Source organism: Buttiauxella selenatireducens, from assembly GCF_031432975.1.
Classification (GTDB): Bacteria; Pseudomonadota; Gammaproteobacteria; order Enterobacterales; family Enterobacteriaceae; genus Buttiauxella; species Buttiauxella selenatireducens.
This window is the reverse complement of sequence record NZ_CP133838.1, coordinates 3347087-3372002: the sequence shown is the minus strand read 5'-3', so window position 1 is coordinate 3372002 and position 24916 is coordinate 3347087. Positions and strand designations below refer to the sequence as shown.

Below are 24916 nucleotides of genomic sequence, written 5' to 3'. Positions count from 1 at the left end.
CCTCTTAAGAAAACTCACCTTCGTGACAGTAGCGTACTAAAAATTGCCAAATACGTATCGATGATACCCAGCCAAACGGCAAAATTAGGGGTGATTTTCGATTGGGTTTTAAAAGGTTGCAGGCTAATTAATATTAGCCATTCTAAACCCTTTGTTGTATTTGGCTTTTTTTATACCTCTCATACTTTGTAATGAGTGGAAATATAAAAATACAACGTGCGGGTGAGATATTTTAAATGTTTCGCCAGACATACTCAGTTCCGTAACGCAGAAATAACTTTTCACCGTTAGCGTTAACAAAAGTTAGGTGTGTGAATTTTCAGATGTAATTAGCAGAGGTATTCCGGCCCAGGGTGACAACATGAAGAACAGATCGTTATTTGTGATGTTAGCATTGTTGGGTGCGCCTGGTTATGTTATTGCGAGTAATCCTGATCTTGCACGCTCAGAATATAACTTTGCGATGAATGAATTAAGTAGAACATCGCTAAATCAGGCAGCAATTGTTGGTCAACAAGGTATTAATAATAATACCACTGTTGATCAAAATGGAACCAGGCAGTTAGCGGTTGTGAATCAGGCAGGTTCTGGTAACCGTGCTAACGTCGAACAATCAGGGAGTTACAATTTTGCTTATGTTTCGCAATCAGGCTACGGCAATGATGCAGATATAAAGCAAGACTCGTTTGGTAATGCAGCTCTTATTATCCAGCAAGGTTCTGCTAATAGGGCAAGCATTATTCAACAAGGCACGCAAAAATCAGCAGTTGTAGTACAGAAACAGTCTCAAATGGCCGTACGTGTTATCCAAAGATAATACATGACCACTTGAACTAATATTCTCAATACAATGGGGGTTTCACCATGAACTTTTTCAAAATCGCAGCAATCGCAGCAGTGGTGGTTTCAAGTAGTGCAATGGCATCCGATCTCCAATTTGGCTGGCCTGGTAATGGTGGCGGACACGGCGGTAATAGTGATCCACAATCAACTTTGAAAGTGTTCCAACACGGTGCAAACAACTCTGCAACGGCTCTACAAGCAGATGCCAGAAAATCAACTACCGATATTAAACAATATGGTAGTGGCAACTTTGCTGATGTAGGCCAGGGCGCTGATGATGCAACCATCACATTGGTACAAAAAGGCCACGCTAACAGCGCGACTCTTGACCAATGGGAAGCTAAAGGTTCAACCATTGACGTTAGCCAATACGGCTACAAAAACAATGCCACTGTTAACCAAACAGCCGCTGCGTCCTCTGTTGATTTAACTCAAATTGGTTATAACAACCAAGCGAATCTTCAGCAGCATTAATCAAGATTCTGCACTATATAAGAAACAGGGCTTTTGCCCTGTTTTTCTTTTTTAATCGGGAGGAGAAATATGCATACCTTACTTTTGCTCGCAGCTCTCGGTAACCAACTCACCATTGATACCCAGCAACAGGGAAATACTTACACCATCGTGCCGGTGGCAACACTAAGCCAGGATTGCCAATGCAGAGTCAAACTCACCGCATTAAGTTCCGGTTCTTCCGGGCAAACTAACAGCAGCCAGAGCAATAACGTTTTTATTAAGGGCAATGAACCTACCAAGTTATCGCATATGAGCCTGACGCTCACGCCGGGTGACCACGTGACGATCAGTGTGAGTGTGACTGACGGGAAAGATATTCATTTGGAAAAACAGTGGAGCTCGCCGGACAGTGTGTAATGATGTATTTGATTGATTTTACAGTGTTTTAAATTTCATTACACTCCAGCGCGTTTTTTGCCGATAACCTTAATACCCATTCTGTTGTTGAGGAATATTTATCGTGAAAACATTAAGCTTAAAACGTCCAATCATTTCGCTCATGTTAGTTCTCTTTTTCCCTCTGGTTAATGCACAAGCCAGCGATGGTGTTATTCATTTTCGTGGCGCAATCGTTGAGTCTCCCTGTAACTTTGCTCAACAACAACAATCGACGGAATTGACCTGTTCAGAAAACGGAAAGAGGGTAGTGAGAACGGTTGCCCTCAATAAATTGAATAACTACACACCACAAAGTGACGCTCCGCTTTCGACCAAAATTCATTACCTTAATGCGCAACGCAATTTGGCCGTGCTGGAAGTCACTTATCGCTAGAACTTTTTGCCTGAGGATATCAGGCCAATACAATGATTCCGTTGGTGGACGTTCTTGTGCTAACGGAATCGTTGTATGAATATTTCTTTCACGCCCTTTTTTGTTACTATTCCCCGCCGTCAGTGGACCTGTACGCGTAAAAAATAGGCGGGTTAACAAAAACCTCGTTAAATTAAGATTTTTTTTATGGTCGGGATGAATCCGAAAAGATATATCTGACGCGGCGTCGTGAATCAATAATGGTACTGAACATGAAGTTAGCGTTTAACATTGTCGACTGGCAAGCAAATGCCCCCGGTTTATCTGAAACCGAGGACTGGTTGGCATGGGGTAAAACCGCCGCCGCTATTGATGTTTCAGCACCGCCAGGTAAAAGCCGCCATTTGCCGATGATGACCGCGCGTCGTCTGGCTTCAGGTAGCCGCCTCGCCGTTGACTGTGCGCTGGCGATATTGTCCCGGCAGTCAGTGGATGCGCTGGTTTTCGCCAGCCGTCACGGCGAACTGGAGCGAAATTTCCGAATTTTGACGGCGCTTGCTGAACAAGAAAGTCTGTCGCCCACCGATTTTGCCATGTCGGTACATAACTCGGCGGTAGGCAATGCCACTATCGCGGCGAAACAAGCGCTGGTGTCATCTTCTGTTTCAGCCGGATATGACTCCTTTGCGCAGGCTTTAATAGAAGTGACTTCGCTGCACCATGCGGGATATCAACGCGTGCTGCTGGTGGATTTCGATGGTCTGATACCTGAGTTTTATCACCCGCATCTCGCGGTTAAAACGCTGAATATGCCCTTTGCCGTCGCGCTATTGCTGGAAAGTGGCCAGCAAATGCAGTGTGAAACCAAGCCTTGCGAGGTCACCGAAGATCGCGGTTTACCGCAGGGGCTGGCATTTTTGCACGGATGGTTGAGTGATAACCCCACTTTCACCCTTGCTGGTGAGCGCCTTCAATGGTGCTGGAGCCGCCATTAATGTGGGCGCGCTTGAAATGGGGCTGGCGAGTACTCATGACCGGCGGGTTATTTGTCTTGTTTGGCAGCGGCGGCCTGGTGCTTTCGCTGGTTTGGTTTAATTTACTGTTATTATTTGTGCGCGATAATGGCAAACGCCGTGAAATTGCTCGCCGTAGCATTTCCGCCAGTTTCCGATTATTTTTACGCATCGGACGCGGCCTTGGTGTGTTCGATTACCGCTTTGAGAATTGCGAACAACTACACAACGACCGGGGTTGTTTGATTGTTGCCAATCACCCGACGTTACTCGACTATGTGTTTATTGCTTCTCAGGCGCCACATATTGGCTGCCTGGTGAAAGCCAGTCTGGTGAAAAATCCCTGTTTTCGCGGTGTGATACGCGCAGCGGATTACCTGATCAACAGTCAGGGGGAAACGTTACTTCCTGAAAGCCAGAAACGCATGGTGGCGGGGGAGGCGATTCTGATCTTCCCGGAAGGTACGCGCACGCGTCCGGGCGAGCCGTTGGTTATCCAGCGCGGTGCGGCCAATATTGCGGTACGCAGCGGGTGCGAATTACGTCTGGTGCATATTCACTGCGACCAGCGTTATCTGGACAAACACAGCCGTTGGTATCAGATACCCAAGCGTAAGCCGATGATTACCGTCAGTGTCAAACAGCGGATCGACAGCCGGTGCTTTATGGAAAATCTTGACGATGCCCCTGCGTTAGCGGCGCGTCGTCTAAGCCAATATTTATGTCAGGAACTGGTTCCTGATTCTCGTTAAGACTCGGATGATTATATGGAATCTTTAGAGACCGATATTAAACAACTCATTATCGACACGTTGAATCTGGAAGAGATAAGCGTTGATGAGATTGAAAGTGAGGCCGCGTTATTTGGTAATGACGGCCTGGGCCTTGATTCCATTGATGCACTGGAATTAGGGCTGGCGGTAAAAAAACGATATGGTGTGGTGTTATCCGCTGAAAACGAAGCGATGCGCGAACATTTTTATTCCGTCGCGAGTCTTGCCACATTTATTAAAAGTCAAAACCCTGCGCACAGCGCCTGATTGAAACCACGAGTACGCTATGAATAAAGAAGATATTTATCAGGAAGTCACCGGGTTACTGGTTAAGTTATTTGAACTCTCTCCTGAAAACATTACCCCGCAATCTCGTCTCTACGAAGATTTGGATCTGGATAGTATTGATGCGGTAGATATGGTTGTGCATCTACAAAAGCGCAGCGGTAAAAAAATTAAACCGGAAGATTTTAAATCAGTACGCACAGTGCAGGATGTTGTGGACGCGGTTGAGCGTTTGCATAGCGAGTCTTAACGCGTGCGGGCAAAACAAGCACTGAGTATCGCTGGAGGGCTAGCCGTAATAGGTTGGCCCTTTGCCGTCTGGTTAGCTATCTCATATCCAAAATTACGCATTTTATTGCCGTGTCTGGCGCTGTGCTTTGTCCTGCGCTTATGCGCGCTGCGTGGAAAAACCGGCGCCCTAAGCCAAGCGTTTAAAGGGCTGGCGCTGGCGGGCACGGTGCTCACTATTGCCAGCATCTGGATGCGAGAAGCCCAACTGCTGCTGTGGTATCCGGTGGTCGTCAATGCGGTAATGCTGGCATTGTTTGGTTCATCCCTGTTTACGCGGATGTCGCTTATTGAACGCCTGGCACGCTGGCGCGAAGGGGATCTTCCTCCTGAAGGGGTCCGTTACACTCGCCGGGTCACTCAAGTCTGGTGCATTTTCTTTATTTTTAACGGCAGCGTTTCATTGTGGACGTGCCTTGCGGGAAACGTTCATTGGTGGACTCTGTGGAATGGAATGGCAAGTTACCTGCTGATGGGGCTGTTATTTGCGGGCGAATGGCTGATACGACTGCGGGTGAAACGTCGCTATGAATAGTCCGTTGGCGCTGGCGAAGTGGTTGAGTGGCGACCGTCATCCGCAGCATGTGGTGGCGTTTGCCGGGGAACAATGCTTCACGCAAACCGATTTAATGAAAGACGTACAGCGTATTTACCGCTGGCTGCATTGCCAGCCGGGCAAGCGCTGGGCGCTCTGTTTTGACAACAGTTATGACTTTATTGCCGCACTTTTAGCGACGCTGCATGCCGGTAAAACGCCGGTTTTACCAGGCCACAGTCGCGAAGCCCAACTGCGTGAACAGCAGCGTCATTTTTGTGGCGTGATTAGCGATGTACCGCTAAACCTCGACTGCCCGGTGCTCAATCCACAAACGTTGGATTATCCCGCATTGACGTCGTTTGAACCGGTTCCCGATGATGCGGGCGTGGTGTTCTTTACCTCGGGGTCAACGGGCGAACCGACACAAATCTTCAAAACGCTGTGTGCGCTGGATGAAGAAATCGTCTGGCTGGCGGCGTTGTGGGGCGAGGATCTGCACGATTGTCGCCTGGTGGGGTCGGTGTCGCATCAGCATCTGTATGGTTTCACCTTCCGCGTGATGTTGCCGATGGCGCTCGGCCTGGCCTGCGATGCTTTGATGATTCATTTTCCAGAGCAATTAGCAGCACGTGCGGCTCATCCATTGCTGTTTATCAGTAGCCCGGCATTTTTAAAACGGCTTGATATTAATCTCGCCGCCCCGGTCTTCAAACGAGTGATATCCGCCGCCGGAAAACTCGATGACGACACGGCACAGCAGGCGCTCGCCTGGCTTAAAACGCCCGTATCAGAAATTTACGGCACCACCGAAACGGGCGTGCTGGCGTGGCGTGAACATGATAAGCCCGATCCGGAATGGCAAGCCTTCCCGGCGGTGCAATTTACCCCGCAGGGCGATGGCTGGCGCGTTGCATCACCGTTGATTCATCAAGGCCACGTCCAGCTTGATGATATTCTCGAATTTACCGCGCAAAGGCGTTTTCGTTTAATCGGGCGACGCGATCGCATTGTTAAAATCGAAGAAAAACGGATCTCACTGAGTGAAATTGAACGTCGATTGATGGCATTACCGGGGATTGAAGATGCGGCCGTGGTCCCTGTTACACGGGGCAAGCGCATCGCCCTCGGCGCCGTGGTGGTCGCCCCCAAAGCGGATGCCACCAGCAAGCAACAATGGCGAGAAGCGCTCAGTGCCTGGCTTGAGCCACTCGCCATTCCACGTTTTTGGCGCGTCGTCGAGCGTATTCCGCTCAATAGCCAGAGCAAGCGTGCGTGGGCGCAATTACAGGAGTTATTTGATGAAACCCGTTGAGTTACAGCGTTCGCAACCTGAAGTGGGCAAATTGTGTTTGAGACTCGCGGTTCCGGCAACATTAGGCTGGTTCGCGGGGCATTTCCCCACGCAACCGATATTACCGGGCGTCGCACAACTTGATTGGGTGATGGCTTACGGTGCAGAGCTCGCGCCTGAAATGCGCTTTAGTTCGATTGATAATGTGAAATTCCAGTGTCCGATTGTTCCGCAAACTGAACTGGAACTGAATCTGCAATGGGATGCGGCACGCAGCGTGCTCAGTTTTTCCTACACCTTGTTGACTGAACAAGGTGGCGTTCCGGCCAGCAGCGGGAAGATCAAACTATGTCTGTAACGGAGGAGTCCGTAACGTCGGCGTCCGTAACGGCCACGGCTTTTCGTCCTTGTGTTGTGATCCCATGCTATAACCATGGCGCGACGATGGCAGCGGTATTGGCACGCCTGCAACCGTTTGGTCTGCCGTGCATTATTGTTGATGACGGTAGCGAGTCGGCCACCAAACAGCAACTGGCGCAATTAACCGGCGTCACGCTTATCCAACTGGAAAAGAACCAGGGAAAAGGGGAAGCCGTGGTGACCGGGCTGAAAGCGGCGGCACAGACAGGTTTTAGCCACGCATTACAGCTTGATGCCGACGGGCAGCACTGCATTGAAGATGTGCCGCGTTTTTTAGCTGAGGCACAGGCTTATCCCGAAAGCCTGATTTCCGGCATGCCGGAGTACGACGAATCCGTCCCCAAAGCGCGTTTATATGGGCGTTATGTCACGCATGTTTGGGTATGGATTGAAACGCTTTCGTTGTCATTGAAAGACAGCATGTGCGGATTCCGTGTCTATCCGCTGGCGGCAACGCTTGCGGCTATCGCGAAACATCCCCCCGGCAAACGAATGGATTTCGACACGGAAATCATGGTGCGGCTGTATTGGGCGGGAACCGACAGTCGATTTTTGCCTACCCGTGTGATTTATCCGCAAGATGGCGTGTCGCATTTTGATGCGCTGCATGACAACCTGCGTATCTCCTGGATGCACACCCGACTGTTTTTTGGCATGTTACCCCGCATTCCTGCACTCCTCGCTCGTCGTCGCCAACGCACGCATTGGGCGCAAATCCCCGAACGTAAAGGGCTGGCGGGTATGCGTCTGATGCTCAACATTTACCAGCGTTTAGGGCGTCGTGCATTCAACGTCTTGCTCTATCCGGTGGTGGCGTGGATGTGGGTGACAGGAAGCACGCAGCGCAAAGCTTCTCAGCAGTGGCTGGAGCGTGTCAGGTTACAGGCGGAACGTCAGCACATGACGTTGCCAAAAGGGCTAAACAGCTATCGCCATTTCTTACGTTTTGGCGATGCGATGCTCAATAAAATCGCTGCCTGGCGGGGCGATATTGTCTGGGGGCGCGACATTGAATTTGCGCCCGGCAGCCGTGAAGTTTTGCAGCCGCAAGCAGGGCAGGGGAAGCTAATTCTTGCCGCTCACCTCGGTGACATCGAAGCCAGCCGCGCGCTGGCGCAAGTTGAAGCCGGGCTTATTATTAATGCGCTGGTATTCACTGACCACGCACAACGTTTTCGCCAGATTATCGAAGAAATTGCTCCGCAGGCGGCGGTGAACTTACTTCCCGTAAGCCATATCGGGCCGCAGACGGCGATGCTGTTACAAGACAAGCTGGATGCCGGTGAATGGGTGGCCATTGTCGGTGATCGGATTGCAGTTAATTCTCAGCGCGGCGGGGAGAGGCGTGTTTGTTGGAGTACGTTTATGGGCAGCCCAGCGCCGTTTCCACAAGGCCCGTTTATCCTGGCTGCTGCATTACGATGCCCAGTCATTTTAATGATGGTATTGCGTGAGCAGGGCAAACTGCGTATTCACGCCGAAAACTTTGCCGACCCGCTGCTGCTGCCGCGAGCTACCCGGTCACAGGCACTACAAGCGATCATTGATCAATACGCGCAGCGTCTGGAAGTGTACGCACTGCGTTCGCCGCTCGATTGGTTTAATTTTTATGATTTCTGGCAGTTACCGCCAGAAAAGGAGTCCGGATGTTAAATGACCCACGTTTTTCCGTTGAGGTCAGCATCAAAGTTCCCTTCCATGATGTCGATGCGATGGGCGTGGTGTGGCACGGTAACTATTTCCGTTACTTTGAAGTGGCGCGCGAGGCATTGCTCGGCCAGTTTGATTATGGATACCGTGCGATGCAAGAGTCCGGTTACGTTTGGCCGGTGGTCGACACCCGCGTGAAATACCGCGATGTGGTGAAGTTTGAACAACAGATTCTGGTTCGGGCCACGATACTGGAGTACGAAAACCGCCTGAAAATCGGCTATGAAATTATTGATGCGCAAAATGGTAAACGCACCACCACCGGTTACACCATTCAGGTTGCTGTTTCGGCAACCAGTGGCGAACTGTGTTTTGTTTCCCCTCCAATCCTTTTTGAACGCATGGGCTTGAGTAATGAATAAGATTCTTTTAATGGCCTTGCTGTTTATCAGCTATACGGCGAGCGCAATAACCCTCGATGACGTGCAACGCAGTTTTGCGTCGCAGCCCATCGTGCGGGCTAAATTCCAACAAGAACGGCAAATTAGCGGAATGGCGCAACCGCTGCATTCCAGTGGCGAAGTGCTTATCGCGAAAAGCAAAGGCTTGTGGTGGCAGCAACAGCATCCCTTCCCAATGACGCTGGTACTGGATGACAGCCATATGGTCCAGGTGATGGGCAGCCAGGCTCCGCAAATCATCACCGCAGACAGCAACCCACAAATGTTCCAGTTCAACCATTTGTTACGGGCGTTATTCCAGGCTGACCGGAAAGTACTCGATGAAAACTTCTCTCATGTCTTTACCGACCAGGGCAACGGCAAATGGCAACTGGTATTAACGCCGACCACCACGCCGCTCGATAAACTGTTTAGCACTATCACGCTGCAGGGCGATAAGGTGCTTAATCGCATCGAACTGAACGATTTGCAGGGCGATTTCACTGAGATCTCCTTTAGTAATCACCGACTGGACCCACGAAAATTGACTCATGAAGAGCAGCAGCGCTTCGCTTTCTGACGTGCATCGTCGCCTGGCATGGGGCTGGCTTGCGATAGTCACTCTGCTTGTGGTGTTGCTCGCAACTTTGCTCCCCAGGGCGCGACTCGACAGCAGCGTATTGTCGTTGCTTCCGGCCAGCAGCCTGGGGAACGTCCCTCCGCAAATAGAGAACGGTTTTCTGCAACGTCTCGACAGGCAGATGATGTGGATGGTCAGCCCGGGTAATACGCCGGATACCGCTGCGGCGCAGTGGTGGCAATCACAACTGCAACAGCAGCCGTTCCTGCAAGATGTCCAGGGGCCGATGGATGCCAGCAGCCAGCAGGAGTGGGGGAAGTTTTACTTCGAAAACCGTAATGGTCTGGTGGATAACCAGACCCGCAGCCGTTTGCAAAACGGCGGTGAAGCCCAGGCGCAGTGGGTGTTATCGCAACTCTACTCGGCGTTTTCTGGCGTCAGTGGGAAAGAGTTAGCCCACGATCCCTTGATGCTGGTACGTGGATCGCAACTGGCACTGCAACAAACCGCCAGTCAAATGCGGTTGCAAAACGGCTGGCTGGTGGCGCGGGATAAACAGGGGCGCTACTGGTATTTGCTGCACGGGGAACTAACAGGCTCCTCATTTGATATGCAGCAAGGGCGCGCGGCAGTCGAGCAACTGCGGGCTTTAGAACAAAACCTGAAACAGCAATTCCCGCAGGCGCAGGTGATGTCGCGCGGCACCTTGTTCTACAGCGATTATGCCAGCCAGCAGGCAAAACATGATGTCTCCACGCTGGGGCTTGCAACGGTCATTGGCGTGTTGCTGCTGGTACTACTGGTGTTTCGTTCGGTGCGGCCATTACTGTTATGTGCCACGTCAGTCGCCATCGGCGCGCTGGCAGGAACGGCAATAACGTTGTTGTGTTTTGGCGAACTGCATCTGATGACGCTGGTGATGAGTATGAGCATCGTGGGTGTTTCGGCGGATTACACGCTCTATTATCTCACCGAGCGCATGGTGCATGGCGCGCAAAACTCGCCCATCGCCAGTTTACGCAAAGTGCTGCCCGCCTTGTTGCTGGCATTAGCGACCACAGCCATCGCCTATCTGATCATGATCTTCGCGCCATTCCCTGGCATTCGCCAGCTCGCGGTGTTTGCCGCCAGTGGGTTGATCGCGTCCTGTCTCACGGTGGTGTGCTGGTATCCGTTCGCAGTGCGCGGTCTGCCCGTCAGACCGGTACCTTGTAGCACGTTGCTTAAAGGTTGGTTGAATGCGTGGCAAAACAATAAAGCGGTGCGCTTTGGTATACCGTTGGCATTGTTGGTCATCAGCCTCGTGGGGATTGCATCATTAAAAGTGAATGATGACATCGCTAGTTTTCAGGCATTACCCCAGGATCTGGTTCGTGAGGAGCAGGCGATTACCGCGCTAACCGGGCAGGGGATGGATCAAAAATGGTTTGTCGTTTACGGCGACACGGCTGAACAAACGCTACAACGCCTCGAAAAACTGGCCCCTGTTCTGGCTGGCGCGCAAAAGAGCCAGCTTATCGACAGTTATCGACTGATCCCGCTCGCCTCGCTTGAACAGCAGCAGGCAGATTTGCAATTGCTGCGTGAAGCCGCGCCGATTTTACAAAAACGGCTGGCGGAAAGCGGAGTGACCATCACTGCGCCGAATCTTCAGCAAATGCCGGTCACGCCGGAACTGTGGCAAAAGAGCGTCATTAGCAGCGGCTGGCGTTTGTTGTGGCTGTCTTTGCCGGACGGTAAAAGTGGCGCACTGGTGCCGGTCAGCGGTGTTCGTGACAGCGCAGCGCTTGCGACACTTGCGGCAAAACTGCCCGGTGTCAGTTGGGTTGACAGGAAAGTCATGTTCAATGAGCTGTTCAGCCATTTTCGTAGTTTACTGGCGGGATTACTGGTGATTGCCGTGGCCGCGATTGCGCTGAGTTATGTGCTGCGATTAGGGCTAAAACGCGGTTTGCTGAATGTGGTGCCGTCGTTGTTATCACTCGGCGGTGGCCTTGCTGCACTGGCGTTTAGCGGGCATGCGCTGAATCTGTTTTCATTACTGGCGTTGGTGCTGGTGTTGGGCATTGGCATTAATTACACCCTGTTCTTTAGTAATCCGCGCGGTACACCGCTGACGTCGTTGCTCGCCATCAGCGTGGCCTTGCTGACCACACTTTTCACCTTAGGCATGCTGGTCTTTAGCCAGACACAAGCCATCGCAAGTTTTGGCATTGTGTTGAGCTGCGGGATCTTCTGCGCATTTTTAACTGCGCCATTAGCCTTACCCCCATCGACCCAAGGAGAGGGAGCGAGATAACCATGAGAAAATTACCTATTCTGGCCTTATTGTCAGGTCTGTTTTTACTCAGCGCCTGCAGTTCGCCTAAACCCGACAACACCCGTCCACAAGCCTGGTTAAAGCCGGGTACTCTGGTGACGCTACCGGCTCCCGGCATTTCGCCGTCAATCACTGAACAACAACTGCTGAGTGCTCAGGTTAAAGGCAAAACTCAGTCGCTGATGGTGCTGCTGAATGCGGACAAAGAAAAAGTGATGCTGGCCGGTTTATCCCCGTTGGGCATCCGTTTATTCCGTCTGACCTACTCACAATCGGGTATTAAAACCGAGCAGTCCATTACGCTGCCAGAATTACCTCCAGCCAGCCAGGTTCTTGCCGATATTATGTTGAGTTACTGGCCGATAAGCGCCTGGCAACCGCAACTGCCGGCGGGGTGGATACTGAAAGATATCGACTCGCGACGTGAATTACGTGACGACCAGGGTGAGCTGATTGAAACCATTCATTACCTGACGCGTGACGGAAGTCGCCAGCCAGTCAGTGTGCATCACCATCGTTTCGGCTATGTCATCAGTATTCAGCACCTGGAAAGCTAATCATGATTACGTTAACTGCTGCCGGAATGGTCAATGCGTTAGGCAATAACCTCGACGAAATCGCGGGGAATTTGCAGGCCAACATCGCGCCAGGCCTTGAGCGGGACCGCGACGGCTGGCTGCAACACGGTGAGTGTTGGGTAGGACGGGTCACCGGCAACCTGCCGGACGTTCCACCAGAAATGGCGCAATACAATAGCCGTAACAACCGCTTGTTGCTCGCCGCACTGGCACAAATTCGCCCGCAGGTGGATGACGCGATTACCCGTTATGGCAATGAACGCGTGGCGGTGGTGCTGGGAACCAGTACTTCCGGGCTTGATGAAGGCGATCGCATGGTGAGTGGCACCCATGCTGGTAAACCGCCCGCGGCATATCGCTATGGCCAACAAGAACTCGGCGATCCTTCGCGTTTTCTGAGTGATTATCTGCAACTTTTTGGCCCCGCGTTGACGATTTCCACCGCCTGTTCTTCAAGTGCGCGAGCTATTATTACCGGTAAGCGGTTGATTGAGTCCGGGATGGTTGATGCGGCAATTGTTGGCGGGGCAGATACGCTAAGCCGCATGCCAATCAACGGTTTTAACAGTCTGGAATCGTTAAGCAATGTACGCTGTAAACCGTTTAGCGCGGAACGCAACGGGATCACCATTGGTGAGGCTGGGGCTCTGATTTTGCTGACGAAACAGCCGGGAAAAGTACAGTTGCTGGGCGTGGGTGAATCGTCTGATGCCTGGCATATGTCCGCTCCTCATCCTGAAGGTGTCGGTGCGATTCGCGCGATAGAAATGGCGCTGGGTGAGGCTAAACTCCGCCCACAGGACATTGGCTATATTAATATGCATGGCACTGCCACGCGTCTGAATGACGAAATTGAAGCCAAAGTGGTGAATCAACTTTTTGGCGAAAGCGTCCCTTGCAGCTCCACTAAGCATCTGACAGGACACACGTTAGGCGCCGCAGGTGCCTGTGAAGCGGTGCTCTGTTATTTGCTGTTATCGCGAGGTTTGCCGCTGCCTGCTCAAGATTTCACTGATGCGCATCAAGACCTGACTCTTGCGCCTTGTGGTTTACTCGGCGCTCCACAGCCATTTACCAAACCAATAATGCTGTCGAACTCATTTGCTTTTGGCGGTAACAATACCAGCCTGATTTTTGGAGTTTCTCATGACTGATTTTCTTGCCCCACACCACTATTTGCCGCACGAAGCACCCATGTGTCTGCTGGAGTCGGTCGTGGCCGTGGAACAAGAAAGTGCGCATTGTCGGGTTACGGTAAGCCGTCACGGAGTGCTGGCACCGTTTCTCAATGCGGACGGTCATTTACCTGGCTGGTTTGCCATCGAGCTTATCGCGCAGACCGTGGGCGTGTGGTCGGGTTGGCACGCAATGCATAACGGCGAAGAAGCAAGCCGCGTGGGGATGCTGCTGGGAGGAAGAGGGGTACGTTGTCCGGAAGGTTCTTTTGAGCAGGGTTTGCAGTTGGAATGTCATGTCACGCTCCTGATGCGTGATGAAAAAATAGGGTGTTTTGAAGGACAAATTCTCGCGGATGGCAACATACTGGCGAGCGGGCGGGTCAATACCTATCAGCCTGATAATAATGAATTAGAACAATTACTACCCTAAATAATTCAGGTGGCATCGCGGCGGCAAGCCAACAAAGATGCCACTTGAAGTATGACGGGTATTTTAATGGGATAGCAGCAAGATGACTCAGACAGTATTAGTAACCGGTGCCAGCAAAGGGATCGGCAGGGCAATTGCCTGTGGGCTAGCGGCCGACGGATTTGCCGTGGTGGTGCACTACCATCGTGACGAATCAGGCGCACAGCAAACGCTTGAGCAAATAAAAGCGCTGGGCGGAACAGGGCGCGTCATGCAGTTTGATAGCGCAGACCGCAGCCAGTGCCGCCATGTTATTGACGCTGACATCGAAACTCACGGCGCGTATTGGGGCGTGGTCAACAATGCGGGTATCACTCGTGATGGCGCGTTTCCGGCCCTCAGTGATGACGATTGGGACGGTGTCATTCGTACTAACCTCGACAGTTTTTATAATGTGATTCAGCCGTGCGTGATGCCGATGATTGGCCTGCGTAACGGCGGGCGTATTATCACGCTTTCGTCGGTTTCGGGCATGATGGGTAACCGTGGTCAGGTGAATTACAGTGCCGCCAAAGCGGGGATTATTGGGGCGACCAAAGCGCTGGCAATCGAATTGGCGAAACGCAAAATCACCGTGAACTGCATAGCGCCAGGCCTGATTGATACTGGAATGATCGAAATGGAAGAGGCCGCGCTCAACGAAGCGATGCGCCTGATCCCACTCCAGCGTATGGGGATGCCCGAAGAAGTGGCAGGACTTGCGCGTTACTTGATGTCGCCAGTTGCCGCTTACGTCACACGCCAGGTTATCTCCATCAACGGAGGTATGCTGTGATTCGCCGTGTGGTCGTCACCGGAATGGGTGGCGTGACGGCATTTGGCGATAACTGGCAGGATGTGGCCGTGGGTTTGAAGTCCGGTCAAAATGCGGTACGACATATGCCGGAATGGCAAGTCTACGACGGACTCAACACCATGCTCGGTGCCCCGGTCGATAATTTTACCCTTCCTGAACACTATACGCGCAAGCGTATTCGGGCGATGGGGCGCGTGTCGTTGCTGGCAACGCGTGCGACAGAGCTTGCGTTAATTCAGGCTGGTTTGCTTGACGACCCGATTCTCACCAGCGGTAAAGCAGGTATTGCTTACGGTTCATCCACGGGAAGCACGGGCCCTGTGAGCGAATTCGCCACCATGCTTACTGAAAAGCACACCCGCAATATTACCGGCACGACCTACGTGCAGATGATGCCGCATACCGCAGCGGTGAATACCGGGCTGTTCTTTGGTTTGCGTGGCCGCGTGATCCCGACGTCAAGTGCGTGTACCTCCGGCAGCCAGGCGATTGGTTATGCCTGGGAGGCGATTCGTCACGGCTACCAGACTGTCATGGTCGCCGGTGGCGCGGAAGAGTTATGCCCGTCGGAAGCGGCGGTGTTTGACACGCTATTTGCTACCAGCCAGCGCAATGACCAACCGAAAAGCACTCCCTCGCCGTTTGATAAGCAGCGTGATGGCCTGGTGATTGGGGAAGGCGCGGGCACATTGATCCTCGAAGATCTGGATCATGCACTGGCGCGTGGTGCGACGATTTATGGGGAGATTACCGGGTTCCATACCAACTGCGATGCCGCGCATATCACCCAGCCGCAGAAAGAAACGATGCAAATCTGTATTGAAAACAGCCTGCGTTCTGCGGGGCTTTCAGCCAGCGACATTGGCTACATTAACGCCCATGGCACGGCAACTGACCGTGGCGACATTGCTGAGAGTCACGCTACAGCGGCGGTTTTTGGCGCTAACACGCCAATCTCTTCGCTGAAAAGCTACCTGGGTCATACGCTTGGCGCGTGTGGTGCACTGGAAGCGTGGTTGAGTATCGAAATGATGCGTGAAGGCTGGTTTGCCGAAACGCTGAATTTAACTCAACCTGACGAGGCGTGTGGCCATCTCGATTACATCATGGGTGAAGCGCGCAAAATCGAAACTGAGTTTGTGCAGAGCAATAACTTTGCCTTTGGTGGGATTAACACCTCACTGGTGATGCGCCGTTGGCGGTAAACGACTATCAGTTGGCGTTCGGCGAGGTGGCGTGCGTGTTGAATGATGCGTGCGCCACACGCTGGCTATCGCCTGAATTGTTGCAGGATGCGCCAACTGGCCGTCGCCGGCCGGACTGGATAGCCGCGAGGATCCTGCTGGCAATGCTGCTCAATGATGGGCCGTTACCAAAATTAGCCCGCGCCGCTCAAGGCAAACCGTACCATCCGTCATTGCCAGAATTTAATATCAGCAACAACGCCACCCGCGTTGCCGTACTGGTGGGGGGCGGGGAAGTCGGTTGTGATATTGAACAAATCCGTCCACGGGCGCGGTTTATGGCGATTGCCCGCCACAGTTTCGACGAGCCATTATGCGACTGGCTGGAATCTTTACCCGAAGCGCAACAAATCGGGCAATTCTGGCGCATCTGGACGGCGCACGAAGCGGTGCTCAAGCAGCGTGGCGGAACGGTCTGGCAAATGGAACAGTTGCGTTTACCGCTCCAGACACTTTGCCCGCCAGACCGCTATTTACATCATGTTAGCCTCGACGATTCACTGATTGCCTGTTGCGGCGAGCAGCCTTTCCCCGTTAATTTCACGCCAGAGCTGATTATTCTTTAAGTGTCTATTTTGCAGCCAGGAGTTTGCTACAGATGCGCCTGCAATAAAAAAATGCGTCAGGTATGTTGGCGCTTTTATCGGATAATCGAGAAAAATCAGAGGGTAGATGTCAGAGGTAATTCCTCAGTAAGCTGAATTTTTTGGGGTATACGTCAGTGGTCCGGCAAGTTTAGACTACTCTCAAAGACTAACTGGAGATTTCCCAATGAGCGAAAGATTGTCGGTGATACAAGGCGATATCACCCACGCTAAAGTTGACGTGATAGTCAATGCGGCGAATTCCTCCCTGATGGGCGGCGGTGGTGTTGATGGCGCAATTCATCGTGCGGCTGGGCCTGCATTATTGGCGGCCTGTGAAGTCATTCGTCGTCAACAGGGCGACTGTCAACCTGGGCATGCGGTGATTACTGAAGCTGGAAATATTCCGGTTAAAGCGGTGATTCACGCGGTCGGCCCGGTGTGGCGCGGTGGTGAAGAAAACGAAGCTGAATTGCTTGAACAAACCTACCGCAACAGCATGGATTTAGCCGCAGCCAATGGTTATCGCACTATCGCGTTTCCGGCAATCAGCACCGGAGCCTATGCTTTCCCAAAAGAGTTGGCCGCGAAAATAGCTGTCGATACGGTTTATCGATATATCGGTCTGCGTCCGTTGCCCGAAGAAGTCGTTTTCGTCTGTTTCGATGACGAAAATACCCAGATTTATCAACAGCTACTTGCCCAGCTCTAACGTGAGGAATCATCACGCCACCCGCCTGGGGAGAGCGATTACTCCTGCGCTCGCCGAGCATCCTGGCGTGAGCGGTATTCATCCTCTTGCGGATAGCCTTGATGCGTTTACCGCACGTTATCTGTTGTGCGGCATGGCGGAAAATACCCTCGATGTGCAGTATTACATCTGGCAGGACGATATGTCCGGGCGGCTGTTATTTAGTGCATTGTTGGCGGCAGCTGACCGCGGAGTGAGAGTCAGGCTGTTGCTTGATGATAACAACACCAATGGGCTGGATAATATTTTAGAGCTTCTTAACTCTCATCCGCACATTGAAGTTCGCCTGTTTAATCCTTTCTCATTTCGCTTGTTTCGCGCCATTGGTTACCTAACCGACTTTGCCCGTCTGAATCGCCGGATGCACAACAAGAGTTTCACCGTGGATGGTGAAACAACGATTGTTGGTGGTCGCAATGTCGGCGATGCCTATTTTGGCGTCGGTAAACAACCGCTGTTTTCAGATTTAGATGTGCTGGCGGTTGGCCCGGTGGTGGGCAATGTCAGCCAGGATTTTGAGCGCTACTGGAACAGCCAGTGCGTTTCGACGCTTGCCAAAGTCCTGGACGTTGACGCCGATGTTCTACAGCAACGGGTACAATTACCCGACGACTGGCGTAACGATCCGACGGCGCGACGCTATCTTGATCGCCTGACCACCAGCCAGTTTGCGACGGATCTTGTGGCTCGCAGGTTAAATATGTACTGGGCTAAAACCCGTTTGCTCAGTGACGATCCGCGTAAGGGGCAGGGAAGGGCGCGCAATCATACGTTGCTCCCACAGCGTCTGATCAACGTGATTGGCCTGCCAAAACAGGAAATAGACATTATTTCTGCCTATTTTGTCCCGACTCGTGCCGGTGTCGCGCAAATTCTCGGTCTGGTGCGCAAAGGGGTGAAAATAGCCATCCTCACCAATTCTCTGGCCGCCAACGATGTCGCGGTGGTGCATGCCGGATATGCACGCTGGCGTAAAAAATTGCTCCGTCATGGCGTCGAACTTTATGAATTAAAACCAGAAAACAACGGCCCTCGCAGGCCGCGCGACCGGGGTCTAACCGGACATTCGGGCTCCAGTTTGCACGCCAAAACCTTCAGCGTGGATAAGCAGAAAGTATTTATCGGCTCATTCAATTTTGACCCGCGCTCAGCCATGCTCAATACCGAAATGGGATTTGTGATAGAGAGCGCAGCACTGGCGGAGGATATCCACCAACGTTTCACGCAGAGCCAAAAAGAGGCCGCATGGGCGCTGCGTTTAGACCGCTGGGGGCGAGTGAATTGGGTGGAAAACTGTGAGGGCAAAGAGATCGTCTGGAAGAAAGAACCGCACACCCGTTTCTGGCAACGGGCCCTGGTGCGGTTAGTTTATCGCTTGCCTATTGAGTGGTTACTCTAACTTGCCACTTTGACCGCCACATTCTGCGGTTTGCCGGAGAATAAGAAACGCAGCAGCGGAATGCGCAGATGGATTTCGTATAAAACTATCGCTGTACCCACCACAAAGATAAGCCCCGTAATAAAGCCCACAATATTTGAATCAATATGCGGCGTGATATAGGCGCCAAAGAAGAGCGTCAGTGGGTGGTGCACCAGATAAATAAACAGTGATGCATTCACGAAATAGGTGACGCGCCGGGATTGGAAGTTCAGCAGTTTATGGCCAAGTGAGAACACCACGTTGACCATCCACAGTCCTAATACCATCGTGATGACGCTTTCGGTTTCATACATCCAGGCATCACCGCTGCCGTAACGCTGGTTCAGCAGATAGGCAGAAAACGCCACGACCGCACCTGCAGCACACCATGGTGACGGGGTCGTGAACAGGGCTTTCAGTTGTGGGCGTACAAACACTAAAGCACCCAGCATGAAGAATGGCAGATAAAACAGCGTCTGCATCACCACAAAGTTAAACAGACCATCACTTAATATCGGTGAGTAAATAACGAAAATAGTGCGGCGAATGGCGCCGTATAAAAAGCCGAAGCCCAGGAAGGCAATTGAGAGCTTTCCTAACGTAATGGCGGAAGCGTTATTTTCTGGTGTCTTCTCAAGACGGGCTTTCATTTGTCGAAACAAAAACAAACAAATTGTCGTCAATACCACCATCACTAACAAGAACCATAAATGGGAAACCAGTTCCCAAACCAGTGTGTTGTATTTTTCGTAAGGGGTAAGACCCGGCCAGTTTTTTGCTTTGTCGTTAACGTGTTGCAGCATTAAAAATTGCGGCAGAGTCAGCAACGGAATGGCAGTTAACATCGGGATACCAACACGCTCCACGCGTACTTTCCACCAGCGTTTAAGCGGGTAGCGCAAAAAAAGCATGTAAGAAAAATAGCCAGAAATGACAAAGAACACCTGCATACGGAAGGCGTGAATGAAGTCATTAAACAGGGTTAATCCCCATGAGGCTTCAGCGCTGTTGACATGCCAGTGGTGGCTTGAATAGATAAGCGAGATATGAAACGGAATGCCTAAGAGCATTAACCAGGCTCGGATTGAATCGAGGAAAAACTCGCGTTGTTGTGGTGCTTTACTCATAATACTCCAGACATTATCGGACGAATCGCCTTATCCTTAAGAACATATCCCAATAGGCTTGAAGTCCCGAACGGTATCAATTCCGTGGCAACCCTACACTAACCATGACATCCTGTCTCCTGGATGGGCTCTGAAAGCGTAAGCAGTTGTCTTTTTTTGCTTAAAGGCTGAGCCAGTGCGCTGAACAATGCGGGTATTTGGTTGTCGGAAAGCAGAAGTTTCCATTAAAATGGATTGGATTGATTTAAGCACACAAAGGGGGATGTGCTGGTTAATATGAAACATAAACTAAAAATGATGAAAATGTGTGGGCTCGGTGCGGCAGTCATGTTGTCACTTTATACCACCTCGGTTTGGGCCTTCACCATCGATGATGTCGCAAAACAAGCGAAAACATTAGCGGGCAAAAGCTACGAAGCACCGAAAAGCAATCTGCCTTCGCTCTTCCGCGACATGAAATATGCGGATTATCAGCAGATCCAGTTCAATCATGATAAAGCCTACTGGAGCAAGTTAAAGACCCCATTTAAGCTTGAATTTTATCATCAGGGTATGTACTTCGACACCCCTGTTGCTATCAATGAAGTGACAGCAACTGCGGTTCATAAGATCAAGTACAACCCGGATTACTTTAATTTCGGTAATGTAAAACACGATAAAGACACCGTGAAAGATCTTGGCTTCGCCGGGTTCAAAGTGCTCTATCCGATCAACAGCAAAGATAAAAACGACGAAATTGTCAGCATGCTCGGGGCGAGTTATTTCCGTGTGATTGGCTCAGGTCAGGTTTATGGCCTGTCTGCTCGTGGTTTGGCAATCGACACTGCTTTGCCATCTGGCGAAGAGTTCCCACGTTTCCGTGAGTACTGGATTGAGCGCCCGAAAGCGGGTGATAAAACGCTGACCCTCTATGCGTTGCTTGATTCTCCACGTGCTACGGGGGCGTATCGCTTTGTGATTACCCCTGGCCGTGACACGGTGGTTAACGTGCAGTCGAAAGTGTATCTGCGCGACAAAGTGGGCAAGCTGGGTGTTGCACCGCTGACCAGTATGTTCCTGTTTGGGCCAAATCAGCCATCACCAGGCAGCAACTTCCGTCCTGAATTACATGATTCCAACGGTCTGTCTATCCATGCCGGTAACGGTGAGTGGATTTGGCGTCCGCTGAACAACCCGAAACATCTGGCGGTGAGTTCCTTCGCGACAGAAAATCCGGTTGGCTTTGGTTTGCTGCAACGTGGCCGTCAGTTCTCGCGCTTTGAAGATCTTGACGATCGTTACGATCAGCGTCCAAGTGCCTGGGTTGCGCCGCAAGGTGATTGGGGTAAAGGTCGCGTCGAACTGGTTGAAATCCCAACCAACGATGAAACCAATGACAACATCGTTGCTTACTGGACTCCGGATCAACTCCCGGAACCAGGCAAAGAGATGAACTTCAAGTACACCATTACTTTCAGCCGTGACGAAGACAAAATGCATGCGCCAGATAACGCGTATGTTGCGCAGACTCGCCGCTCAAACGGTGATGTTAAACAGTCGAATCTGATTCGCCAACCTGACGGCACTATTGCATTTATCGTTGATTACGTCGGTGCGGATATGAAAAAACTGCCGCAAGATACGCCGGTTACAGCTCAAACCAGCATTGGTGACAATGGTGAAATCGTTGACAGCCAGGTACGTTATAACCCAGTCACCAAAGGCTGGCGTTTGACTGTACGTCTGAAAGTCAAAGATGAGAAGAAACCGACTGAAATGCGTGCAGCGCTGGTCAATGGTGATCAAACGTTGAGTGAAACCTGGAGCTACCAGCTACCTGCCAATGAATAAGTTTACTGATACTGCGTCTGCTTATATTGATGTCCTTCCGCTTTCTGCCGAGCAGAAAGCGGCTCTGCCTGCATCGGATCTGCAAGCGGTGCATGAGGCGCTGGATGCGCAAGAGCACCACTATGACAGAGCCGATGATTCCCCTTTAGCCTCGGTAAAGGCCCGACTCGAAGCGAGTTGGCCAGGATCGTTGGGCGGTGAACAACTGATTGAGGATGAAGAAGGGCGCACCCAGTTGCAGGCAATGCCAAAAGCAACGCGTTCTTCTATGTTCCCCGATCCGTGGCGCACCAACCCGATCGGTCGTTTCTGGGATCGTTTACGCGGGCGGGAAGTTAATCCTCGCTATATGTCGAAAGAAGAAGCTGAAGCTGAGCAGAAATGGCGTACCGTCGGGACGATTCGACGTTACATTCTGCTGCTGCTGACGATTTCTCAGACCGTGGTTGCAACCTGGTACATGAAGACCATTCTTCCTTATCAGGGCTGGGCACTGATCAATCCTTCCGACATGTTCGGCCAGGATTTGTGGGTGTCCTTCATGCAACTGCTGCCGTATGTGTTGCAGACGGGCATCTTGATCCTGTTTGCGATTCTGTTCTGTTGGGTATCAGCCGGTTTCTGGACCGCGTTGATGGGCTTCCTGCAGCTACTGATGGGCAAAGATAAATACAGTATCTCTGCTTCAACGGTTGGCGACGAACCTATCGATCCGGCAAACCGTACCGCGTTGATTATGCCTATTTGTAACGAAGACGTAGACCGTGTCTTTGCGGGTCTGCGGGCGACGTGGGAATCGGTAAAAGCGACCGGCCAGCAGCAACACTTCGACGTTTACATCCTGAGCGACAGCTACAACCCGGATATCTGTGTTGCTGAGCAAAAAGCGTGGATGGAGCTGATTAACGAAGTGCAGGGCGAAGGGCAGATCTTCTACCGTCGCCGCCGCCGCCGTGTGAAGCGTAAAAGTGGCAACATCGATGACTTCTGCCGTCGCTGGGGCAATCAATACAGCTACATGGTGGTGTTGGATGCTGACTCCGTCATGAGCGGTGACTGCCTGACCAACCTGGTGCGTTTGATGAATGCTAACCCGAATGCGGGCATTATTCAGTCTTCACCAAAAGCGTCCGGCATGGACACGCTGTATGCGCGTTGCCAGCAGTTTGCGACTCGTGTTTACGGGCCGTTGTTTACTGCGGGTTTGCACTTCTGGCAGTTGGGTGAATCCCACTACTGGGGGCATAACGCTATTATTCGCGTTAAGCCGTTCATCGAGCACTGTGCGTTAGCACCGCTGCCTGGTGAAGGTTCATTCGCCGGTTCTATCCTTTCTCACGATTTCGTGGAAGCGGCACTGATGCGCCGTGCAGGGTGGGGCGTTTGGATTGCATACGACTTGCCAGGTTCTTATGAAGAACTGCCGCCGAACTTACTGGACGAGCTCAAGCGTGACCGCCGCTGGTGCCACGGTAACTTGATGAACTTCCGTCTGTTCCTGGTAAAAGGGATGCACCCGGTTCACCGTGCGGTGTTCCTGACCGGCGTCATGTCTTATTTGTCCGCGCCGTTGTGGTTTATGTTCCTTGCGTTATCGACTGCCTTGCAGGTGGTACACGCGTTGACAGAACCGCAATACTTCCTGCAACCGCGCCAGCTATTCCCGGTGTGGCCGCAGTGGCGTCCGGAACTGGCGATTGCGTTGTTTGCTTCCACCATGGTGTTGTTGTTCCTGCCGAAGCTTCTGAGCATCATTCTGATTTGGTGCAAAGGCTCGAAAGAGTTCGGCGGTTTCTTCCGCGTGACGCTTTCGCTGCTGCTGGAAGTGCTGTTCTCTGTGCTACTGGCTCCGGTACGTATGCTGTTCCACACCGTGTTTGTGGTCAGCGCGTTCCTCGGTTGGGAAGTGGTATGGAACTCGCCACAGCGCGACGATGACTCCACACCATGGGGCGAAGCATTCATGCGCCACGGTTCTCAGCTTCTGCTGGGGCTGGTGTGGGCTGTTGGGATGGCGTGGTTGGATTTGCGTTTCCTGTTCTGGCTTGCGCCAATCGTGTTCTCACTGATTCTGTCGCCGTTCGTCTCGGTGATTTCAAGCCGTGCGACAATCGGATTGCGTACTAAGCGTTGGAAGTTGTTCCTGATCCCGGAAGAGTATTCTCCTCCGCAGGTTCTGGTCGATACAGATAACTACCTGAAGCTTAACCGCAGCCGTACGCTGGATGATGGGTTTATGCACGCGGTGTTTAACCCGTCGTTTAATGCCCTGGCTACGGCGATGGCTACGGCGCGTCACCGTGCAAGTCAAGTGCTGGAGATTGCCCGTGATCGTCACGTTGAACAGGCGCTGAATGAAACGCCTGAGAAACTCAATCGCGATCGTCGCTTGGTGTTGTTAAGCGACCCGGTAACCATGTCTCGTCTGCATTACCGTGTGTGGTCAAACCCGGAGCGCTATTCGTCCTGGGTGGATAACTACAAAACGGTTAATCTGAACCCAGAGGCATTACCGTCCAAATAAAGCGCGAATCGCGTCATCAATGCCGGCCTTCGGGGCGGCATTTTTTTGCGCTCAGCGGCAGGAGATAAAATTGCTAAGAATGATTGTTGTGGTAATGGTCGCGTGCGTACTCAGTGGGTGCGGCAGCATTATTAGTCGTGCTGTACCGGGGCAGGGACACGGTAATCAGTATTACCCCGGTGTGCAGTGGGATGTGCGTGACAGCGCCTGGCGCTATATCACGGTGCTCGATTTGCCCTTTTCACTGGTCTTCGACACACTGTTACTGCCGATTGATGCCAGCCATGGGCCTTACGAATAAATCTTATCGTTCATCCCATTCATCAGCCGCAGTCTGTCCTTCCTCGGTGTCCAGAGGCGGCTCAAGTTGAAATTCACCTTCGTCCCATTCATGCAGCGTATTTTCTTCGATCCACTCCTGGCGTAACTCTATTTCGTCATAGTCGCCATCAAACACGCTTTGCGCCGCTTCACCACTGAGCATCGGCAAACATTCACCATCTTCGCTGTCATCAGCAAAGAACTCGGCCTGCCACATAATATCGCCGTCCTGAAGAATGTACTTTTGAATGTTCAGTTGTTGAACACTGGCACTCTCTTCATCAAGCTCGGGGTTTTCTACAAGGTAGAGCTCGCGTGCAGCATCAATGGCCTCTTCCAGCGTGGCATATAAACTCATGGTGATCTCCTTTGTAAACAGGTCAGGG

At 51.8% G+C, this 24916-nt stretch carries 28 protein-coding genes; 26 read left to right on the top strand and 2 right to left on the bottom strand.

Annotation, left to right across the window (positions count from 1 at the left end):
* Positions 1-361 precede the first annotated feature (361 nt).
* The 23 genes from csgB (at position 362) to RHD99_RS15525 (ending at position 18707) form a co-directional block, all read left to right on the top strand.
* Positions 362-817 carry a curli minor subunit CsgB gene (gene csgB, locus RHD99_RS15635; protein ID WP_270139395.1) on the top strand — a complete coding sequence of 152 codons (456 nt, stop codon included), beginning with the start codon at positions 362-364 and terminating at the stop codon, positions 815-817.
* 47 nt (positions 818-864) lie between these two features.
* Positions 865-1317, top strand: coding sequence for a curli major subunit CsgA (gene csgA, locus RHD99_RS15630; RefSeq protein ID WP_183271960.1), 453 nt, complete (start codon positions 865-867; stop codon positions 1315-1317).
* 69 nt (positions 1318-1386) lie between these two features.
* Positions 1387-1716, top strand: a complete 330-nt coding sequence (gene csgC / locus RHD99_RS15625; protein ID WP_183271959.1) for a curli assembly chaperone CsgC — start codon at positions 1387-1389, stop codon at positions 1714-1716.
* 103 nt (positions 1717-1819) lie between these two features.
* Positions 1820-2131 (top strand): YmdA family protein, encoded by a 312-nt coding sequence (locus tag RHD99_RS15620; protein ID WP_309875050.1) that lies wholly within the window; start codon positions 1820-1822, stop codon positions 2129-2131.
* Between the two features lie 251 nt (positions 2132-2382).
* On the top strand, positions 2383-3105 hold the full coding sequence (locus RHD99_RS15615) for a beta-ketoacyl synthase chain length factor (protein ID WP_309875049.1): 723 nt from the start codon (positions 2383-2385) through the stop codon (positions 3103-3105).
* Positions 3105-3875, top strand: coding sequence for a lysophospholipid acyltransferase family protein (locus tag RHD99_RS15610; RefSeq protein ID WP_309875048.1), 771 nt, complete (start codon positions 3105-3107; stop codon positions 3873-3875). The genes RHD99_RS15615 and RHD99_RS15610 overlap by 1 nt, the downstream gene beginning before the upstream one ends.
* A gap of 15 nt (positions 3876-3890) precedes the next feature.
* Complete coding sequence (locus RHD99_RS15605; protein ID WP_183271955.1) at positions 3891-4163, top strand: phosphopantetheine-binding protein; 273 nt, start codon at positions 3891-3893, stop codon at positions 4161-4163.
* A 19-nt stretch (positions 4164-4182) separates the two neighbouring features.
* Positions 4183-4431, top strand: a complete 249-nt coding sequence (locus tag RHD99_RS15600) for an acyl carrier protein (protein WP_183271954.1) — start codon at positions 4183-4185, stop codon at positions 4429-4431.
* A 3-nt stretch (positions 4432-4434) separates the two neighbouring features.
* Entirely contained in the window at positions 4435-5004 is a 570-nt protein-coding gene (locus RHD99_RS15595) for a COG4648 family protein (RefSeq protein ID WP_309875047.1), read from the top strand.
* Positions 4997-6319: an AMP-binding protein gene (locus RHD99_RS15590; RefSeq protein WP_309875046.1), complete on the top strand. Its 1323-nt coding sequence runs from the start codon at positions 4997-4999 to the stop codon at positions 6317-6319. Before RHD99_RS15595 ends, RHD99_RS15590 begins: the two co-directional genes overlap by 8 nt.
* The gene (locus tag RHD99_RS15585; RefSeq protein WP_309875045.1) at positions 6306-6656 is read left to right on the top strand and encodes an ApeI family dehydratase; all 351 of its coding nucleotides are present in this window, start codon (positions 6306-6308) and stop codon (positions 6654-6656) included. The genes RHD99_RS15590 and RHD99_RS15585 overlap by 14 nt, the downstream gene beginning before the upstream one ends.
* Entirely contained in the window at positions 6647-8371 is a 1725-nt protein-coding gene (locus RHD99_RS15580) for a glycosyltransferase family 2 protein (protein ID WP_309875044.1), read from the top strand. Before RHD99_RS15585 ends, RHD99_RS15580 begins: the two co-directional genes overlap by 10 nt.
* Positions 8365-8790, top strand: coding sequence for an acyl-CoA thioesterase (locus RHD99_RS15575; RefSeq protein ID WP_183271950.1), 426 nt, complete (start codon positions 8365-8367; stop codon positions 8788-8790). Before RHD99_RS15580 ends, RHD99_RS15575 begins: the two co-directional genes overlap by 7 nt.
* Positions 8783-9388 carry a LolA family protein gene (locus RHD99_RS15570; protein ID WP_309875043.1) on the top strand — a complete coding sequence of 202 codons (606 nt, stop codon included), beginning with the start codon at positions 8783-8785 and terminating at the stop codon, positions 9386-9388. Before RHD99_RS15575 ends, RHD99_RS15570 begins: the two co-directional genes overlap by 8 nt.
* Positions 9360-11687: an MMPL family transporter gene (locus RHD99_RS15565; RefSeq protein WP_309875042.1), complete on the top strand. Its 2328-nt coding sequence runs from the start codon at positions 9360-9362 to the stop codon at positions 11685-11687. The genes RHD99_RS15570 and RHD99_RS15565 overlap by 29 nt, the downstream gene beginning before the upstream one ends.
* 2 nt (positions 11688-11689) lie before the next feature.
* The gene (locus RHD99_RS15560; RefSeq protein ID WP_309875041.1) at positions 11690-12265 is read left to right on the top strand and encodes a DUF3261 domain-containing protein; all 576 of its coding nucleotides are present in this window, start codon (positions 11690-11692) and stop codon (positions 12263-12265) included.
* Between the two features lie 2 nt (positions 12266-12267).
* The gene (locus RHD99_RS15555; protein WP_309875039.1) at positions 12268-13440 is read left to right on the top strand and encodes a beta-ketoacyl-[acyl-carrier-protein] synthase family protein; all 1173 of its coding nucleotides are present in this window, start codon (positions 12268-12270) and stop codon (positions 13438-13440) included.
* Entirely contained in the window at positions 13433-13894 is a 462-nt protein-coding gene (locus RHD99_RS15550) for a hotdog family protein (protein WP_309875037.1), read from the top strand. The genes RHD99_RS15555 and RHD99_RS15550 overlap by 8 nt, the downstream gene beginning before the upstream one ends.
* A gap of 82 nt (positions 13895-13976) precedes the next feature.
* Positions 13977-14708, top strand: a complete 732-nt coding sequence (locus RHD99_RS15545) for a 3-ketoacyl-ACP reductase FabG2 (protein WP_183271944.1) — start codon at positions 13977-13979, stop codon at positions 14706-14708.
* Entirely contained in the window at positions 14705-15934 is a 1230-nt protein-coding gene (locus RHD99_RS15540) for a beta-ketoacyl-ACP synthase (protein WP_309875034.1), read from the top strand. Before RHD99_RS15545 ends, RHD99_RS15540 begins: the two co-directional genes overlap by 4 nt.
* Positions 15925-16539 (top strand): 4'-phosphopantetheinyl transferase superfamily protein, encoded by a 615-nt coding sequence (locus tag RHD99_RS15535; RefSeq protein ID WP_309875033.1) that lies wholly within the window; start codon positions 15925-15927, stop codon positions 16537-16539. Before RHD99_RS15540 ends, RHD99_RS15535 begins: the two co-directional genes overlap by 10 nt.
* A 205-nt stretch (positions 16540-16744) precedes the next feature.
* Positions 16745-17269, top strand: a complete 525-nt coding sequence (gene ymdB / locus RHD99_RS15530; RefSeq protein WP_309875031.1) for an O-acetyl-ADP-ribose deacetylase — start codon at positions 16745-16747, stop codon at positions 17267-17269.
* On the top strand, positions 17223-18707 hold the full coding sequence (locus RHD99_RS15525; RefSeq protein WP_309875029.1) for a phospholipase D family protein: 1485 nt from the start codon (positions 17223-17225) through the stop codon (positions 18705-18707). Before ymdB ends, RHD99_RS15525 begins: the two co-directional genes overlap by 47 nt.
* On the opposite strand, the gene mdoC is transcribed toward RHD99_RS15525, so the two are convergent.
* Positions 18704-19855 carry a glucans biosynthesis protein MdoC gene (gene mdoC / locus RHD99_RS15520; protein WP_309875028.1) on the bottom strand — a complete coding sequence of 384 codons (1152 nt, stop codon included), beginning with the start codon at positions 19853-19855 and terminating at the stop codon, positions 18704-18706. The two genes, RHD99_RS15525 and mdoC, sit on opposite strands and share 4 nt — an antisense overlap.
* 294 nt (positions 19856-20149) lie before the next feature.
* Between mdoC and mdoG the strand changes: the two genes are divergently transcribed.
* From mdoG to RHD99_RS15505, 3 genes are all read left to right on the top strand, one after another.
* A complete protein-coding gene (mdoG, locus tag RHD99_RS15515; RefSeq protein WP_309879179.1) occupies positions 20150-21685 on the top strand; it encodes a glucans biosynthesis protein MdoG in 1536 nt (511 codons plus the stop codon).
* Complete coding sequence (gene mdoH, locus RHD99_RS15510) at positions 21678-24209, top strand: glucans biosynthesis glucosyltransferase MdoH (RefSeq protein ID WP_183271938.1); 2532 nt, start codon at positions 21678-21680, stop codon at positions 24207-24209. The genes mdoG and mdoH overlap by 8 nt, the downstream gene beginning before the upstream one ends.
* Before the next feature lie 79 nt (positions 24210-24288).
* A complete protein-coding gene (locus tag RHD99_RS15505; protein ID WP_139878025.1) occupies positions 24289-24510 on the top strand; it encodes a YceK/YidQ family lipoprotein in 222 nt (73 codons plus the stop codon).
* Positions 24511-24513: 3 nt separating this feature from the next.
* Here RHD99_RS15505 and RHD99_RS15500 read toward each other — a convergent pair whose 3' ends face one another.
* A complete protein-coding gene (locus RHD99_RS15500) occupies positions 24514-24888 on the bottom strand; it encodes a MysB family protein (protein WP_183271936.1) in 375 nt (124 codons plus the stop codon).
* Positions 24889-24916: the final 28 nt, after the last annotated feature.